Here is a 4833-nt window from a genome sequence, read left to right as displayed (position 1 = left end):
AAACCTCACCCGAAACCTGATTTACTAAGGTTTTAGCTTTAGTTTTACCCCACCCTAACCATCACTGCGATTAAGTAGGTAATCTTTGGGATTTAAGAAGAAATTCGACTTGTGTGTACACGGTAGCCCCTTTATAAGGGGAGGGTTAGGGTGGGGTAAAAAGCCGTAGACAAATAGGAGTAATTCACCGTGAGTTACTTCTCAAGGGATAGCACAAGTATTTTACACTCTTGGCAAAAACTTTAGGATGCTTCTGGAACTCTAGCAGGGCAAAATTAGATCAATATAATAGTTAGGACAGGGGCAATATTCCCATAAAAAAATCCACAGGAAGGTATTTAGCAGCGTTTTTGCCGCTCAGACTTTCTTTGTGTGGTAAATTTTACCCGGGTGATTTTCTGGCTATACTAGTGATTTCAGTTGATTGATAAATTTCATCCCCCAGTATGAAAAAGATAAAAACTCTATATTTCAGACATACAGCAGATTTCAAGTTGGTGGGGTACACAAGCTAAGTCTGTTACCCAGGTATAAAGCGTGTTTTACTCCTGAATTCTGCTGTATAAGTGTGCATTTCCTTATAAATGACACTCAATCACTGAGATTAACAATAACACTACAGAGTGAATTTAGATCAATAAAACGTCTTCTAAGTTAGCACCTATGAAAGAAGAATTGATAGCTAGAGTTGTGCAGGTATTGCGAATTAATATGAGTTGGATGACTTGGAATTTATTTCTGGCTTTTATACCTTTAGCTTTGAGTGTGTGGCTATTTCGCTTTAAGCGTGGTGGCTCTTGGCTTTGGTGGCTAGGATTCTTAGTTTTCTATGCTTTCTTACCGAATGCACCATATTTGTTGACTGATGTAATTCACTTGATATATGATATCCGCACGATTCAATCAGTTTGGATAATTACTTTGGTACTCATTCCTTTGTATTTATTAGTAATTATCGGGGGATTTGAAGCTTATGTAATATCGTTAATTAATTGGGGTTACTACTTACATCGTATCGGCAAAAGCCAATGGATTTGGGGTGTTGAGTTGATTACCCATTTTCTCTGTGCTGTTGGTGTTTATTGGGGGCGATTTTTGCGTTTCAACAGTTGGGATTTTATTACTCAACCCGATGCCGTACTAACCAAAGGAGTAGAAGAACTTCTTGGAAAACAGCCTATAGTAATTATTGCTATCACCTTTGTGGTACTTGCAGCTTTGTACTGGATTATGAAACGAGTAACTTTAGGTCTTAGCCAACGAGATAGCAGAATAGGCGTAAACTCAGGACGCGCAAACTCTAACACGCCAAACATTTGATGCTTGTGGCAATTTTGGCTTTTAAATTTGGGGTTTTAATTAGACATCTCGATAAATTAAGTATGCGTTATCTAGAACCCTTGTAGAGACGTAGCAATGCTACGTCTCTACTTTTTCGGAGATGTCTATGAGTAATACCCTTGATGAATATTGCCTATCAAAAGAAAGATGCAACTAAATCCTCCTTGAGGTGAAATAGATTCAGAAGCAAACGGTTGGGCTACAATCGCCGCCATCTCAGAATAATGTCCTATCAGATCATTGAATATCGATGGTCTGATCTGATGTATTTGGTCATGTTGATAGGAGGGATATAATATGCAATTAATCTCTAGAGAGGAAATAAAGACATTAATAGAACAGCCAAAAGGAAATTGTGTTTCAATTTATATGCCAACGCAGCCAGCCGGGCCAGAAGTCCGACAAAACCCAATTCGCTTTAAAAATTTGGTTAGGGAAGCGGAGACTCGTTTAATTGATGCGGGTTTGAAACAGGAAGATGCGATCGCATTGTTGGAAAAATCCCAGGAAATTGATACCCAAGAGTTTTGGGAGCAAATAGGACAAGGGCTGGCGATTTTTATTTCTGAAAATATTTTTCGCTATTATACCCTGCCAATTGATTTTCAAGAGTTGGTCGTAGTTACAGACCGATTTCACATCAAACCACTGCTGCCAATTTTAAACGGCAATGGTCGCTTCTATATACTGGCTTTGAGCCAACAAGATGTCAGATTCTTTGAAGGAACACGCTACAGCGTCAAACAGGTAGAAGTAGAAAATCTCCCTAAAAGTCTAGATGAAGCTCTGCAAAAAGACGATACTGCTAAAGAAGGTCAGTTTCGCATTGCAACATCAAAAGGGGGAACCGCCAACACTTTTTCGCAGCCGGGTACGTTTCACGGACAGGGAAGCCCTGACAGGGATAAACATCAAGAAGACATTATACAATTCTTTCAAATTGTCGATCGCGGATTACACGAGAAACTGAAATTGCAAAAAGCGCCTTTGGTGCTGGCTGGGGTAGAGTATCTCTTGCCTTTATATAGACAGGCAAATACTTACCAGCATTTGATGGATGAAGCTATCACCGGTAATCCAGAAATTCTCAGCGCCCAAGAGTTACATGACCAAGCTTGGCCGATTGTCGAGGCTGATTTCCAAAAGTCACAGCAAGCAGTTTTGGAGCAATTTAACGAATTGTTTGGTGGTGATACTGGTAAAGCATCTAACAACCTCCAAGAAGTTGTCTGTGCCGCTTATTACCAACGAGTGGATTCATTACTAGTTGCAGTTGGTCAGCAACAGTGGGGTTTATTCGATCCAACCTCAGAAACGGTTTATTTACACCCAGAAAAAGAAACTGGTGATGAGGATTTGTTGGATTTTGTTGCTGCTCATACTTTATTAAATGGTGGCACGGTTTACGCTGTTCCCTTTGAACAGATTCCATATAGCACAGCCGTTGCGGCAATTTACCGATATTGAACATTTTGGCGGTGTTGTATAAAGTTGAATGTACTATATACAACGCCAACGATGATTACTATTCGCTCCTTTATCAGTCAATCTCTAATCGGTTTAGCTCTTTTGAGTGCGACGGTTGTATTTACCCAGACTGCAACAGCAGAAACAATAACTGGAGAATCGGGCGATGTGCGGGCAGAAATATCTTATGACACATTACCAGTTGTTTGCAGTTTCTGGAATAGTAGGCGAGCTCAATGAAGGTGGTCTTATTATTAAATGGGAGCGCAAGATTAAAAATAACAGAGAAGTAGTACGATGGGATGCAGGTTTCAGACCGTGAAACCTGGAGGGTTTAAATCGGACACCACTATGGAATTTTCTGAGCTCCAGCAAATTACTGAGTCAAACAGTCGCTCTATCCAAGCTTTAGCAGACCGCATAGCTGAATTGACTTTTATCCAACAGGAAGCAATAGAAGAAAGACGCGAATTAAGAGAAGCGACGCTGCGCCTAGTGAACGTGGCAGAAGGTATTGCAAACTTGCTTAGTTCCCTAGATTCTGACAGACCCACTATTCTTAGGAAGCTCAATACTATTGAAAACAAAGTTGATCGGCTTTTAGAGAGCCTGGGCGACTCTTGAAAGTAGCTATCTACTCTTGGGTTTCTACCTCTAATTAGTCTTGCGATCGCCAAGAGCGAGACTTGCTGGAATATGCTGCACGTGCTAGCTATGAAGTTCCCTCTTTTAATTCTCGTCGTGCTGCTTTTAAAATTAAGCGTTGTTCAGCACGAGCGATCGCCTGATAGGTTCGCTCGACTGCTTCCGGTTCAACGGAAATGGAAGTTATGCCCCATTCCACTAACTTATCGATGATTTCTGGATAGAGGGCTGGTGCTTGACCGCAGATTGAACAAGGGATACCGGCACTTTTAGCCATTTGGATCAGTTGAGCGATCGCACTCATAACTGCCGGATGACGTTCATTAAATACTTTTACTAGCTGTCCTTGCTCTCGATCCACTCCGAGCAATAATTGGGTCAGATCATTTGTACCAATAGAAATTCCGCCTGCACCTGCTTTAACATATTCTGGCAGTAAAAACAGGACGCTTGGCACTTCTGCCATCATCCACAATTGAAACTCTGACACCTCAGTTAAAAGGGCTTGCTCAACTTTACGACGGCAAAAGACAAATTCTTCCACAGTCCGCACAAAAGGCAACAGTAGATTTACATTGCTGTAACCAGCTTGCTGGACACTCGCTAAAGCTTGCAGTTCCAACTTAAAGACTGCGGGATTTCGTAAGTAGCTGAAAGTACCACGTTCACCCAACATCGATTGTGTTGAAGATTGTAAATTATCACTCAATGATGGTAAATTCTGGGGCCAATCTAAAGAACGATAAAAAACTGGTCTTGGTGCAAAAGCACGGGCAAACTGTATAATCTGCTCAGACCATAGCTCTAACAATTCTGCTTCCCGCCCGCCTAAAATCCAACTATTGGGATGTTGCCCGGACAATATATTTAGTACCATCAATTCTGAGCGCAACAATCCCACTCCATCCACAGGAAAGCTTTGCACTTGTTCTATTAAACTGGACTGACTCAAGTTAACCAGCAGTTGGGTAGCAATCATAGGTAGATGAGAAGCAACAGGAGAGTGGGATGGGGAGATCGGGGGATGGAGAGGATTTTCTGCCACTTTCCTCCTCTCCATCTCTTTTTCTCTCCCACTTTCCCCTTCTCCTTTGATCCGATAAACTTCTCCTCTGTCGCCATCAAGTAGCAGTCGTTCGCCAGTTTGGATTAAGGTTGTAGCAGATGTGGCGTTAACTATTGCTGCGATACCTAATTCTCTGGCAAGAATTGCAGCGTGGCTGGTTAATCCGCCTTGTTCAGTAATAATACCACCAACTTGGTGCAGTAATGGTAACCAATCAGGTGCGATCGCTGTTATTACTAAAATCACTCCCTTGGGTAATTGTTCGGGTTTGTGTTGCGGATTATTAATTACTAGGGCAGTTGCCACAACACGTC

5 protein-coding genes are annotated in these 4833 nt (G+C 41.7%); 4 read left to right on the top strand and 1 reads right to left on the bottom strand.

What is annotated here, in order from left to right:
- The first annotated feature begins 663 nt into the window (after nucleotides 1–663).
- The 4 genes from LC574_RS26800 to LC574_RS26785 all read left to right on the top strand — a co-directional run bounded on the left by LC574_RS26800 (nucleotide 664) and on the right by LC574_RS26785 (nucleotide 3432).
- The gene (locus tag LC574_RS26800) at nucleotides 664–1320 is read left to right on the top strand and encodes a DUF1361 domain-containing protein (protein ID WP_229456673.1); all 657 of its coding nucleotides are present in this window, start codon (nucleotides 664–666) and stop codon (nucleotides 1318–1320) included.
- Nucleotides 1321–1638: 318 nt separating this feature from the next.
- Nucleotides 1639–2808: a hypothetical protein gene (locus LC574_RS26795; RefSeq protein WP_229456672.1), complete on the top strand. Its 1170-nt coding sequence runs from the start codon at nucleotides 1639–1641 to the stop codon at nucleotides 2806–2808.
- Between the two features lie 51 nt (nucleotides 2809–2859).
- The gene (locus LC574_RS26790) at nucleotides 2860–3048 is read left to right on the top strand and encodes a hypothetical protein (RefSeq protein ID WP_229456670.1); all 189 of its coding nucleotides are present in this window, start codon (nucleotides 2860–2862) and stop codon (nucleotides 3046–3048) included.
- A gap of 111 nt (nucleotides 3049–3159) precedes the next feature.
- The gene (locus LC574_RS26785; RefSeq protein WP_229456668.1) at nucleotides 3160–3432 is read left to right on the top strand and encodes a hypothetical protein; all 273 of its coding nucleotides are present in this window, start codon (nucleotides 3160–3162) and stop codon (nucleotides 3430–3432) included.
- A gap of 88 nt (nucleotides 3433–3520) precedes the next feature.
- On the opposite strand, the gene LC574_RS26780 is transcribed toward LC574_RS26785, so the two are convergent.
- Nucleotides 3521–4833 (bottom strand): putative PEP-binding protein (locus LC574_RS26780; protein ID WP_267871694.1); only part of this gene is annotated, 1313 nt, incomplete at its 5' end.

It is taken from the genome of Nostoc sp. CHAB 5715 (assembly GCF_020829685.1).
In the GTDB taxonomy this organism is placed as follows: domain Bacteria; phylum Cyanobacteriota; class Cyanobacteriia; order Cyanobacteriales; family Nostocaceae; genus Nostoc.
This window is presented reverse-complemented; position numbering and strand designations above follow the sequence as displayed.

Excerpts from the sequence above, each read along its gene's own strand:
- LC574_RS26800 (WP_229456673.1), top strand. The coding sequence starts at position 664 with ATGAAAGAAGAATTGATAGCTAGAGTTGTGCAGGTATTGCGAATTAAT.
- LC574_RS26795 (WP_229456672.1), top strand. The coding sequence starts at position 1,639 with ATGCAATTAATCTCTAGAGAGGAAATAAAGACATTAATAGAACAGCCA.
- LC574_RS26790 (WP_229456670.1), top strand. The coding sequence starts at position 2,860 with ATGATTACTATTCGCTCCTTTATCAGTCAATCTCTAATCGGTTTAGCT.
- LC574_RS26785 (WP_229456668.1), top strand. The coding sequence starts at position 3,160 with ATGGAATTTTCTGAGCTCCAGCAAATTACTGAGTCAAACAGTCGCTCT.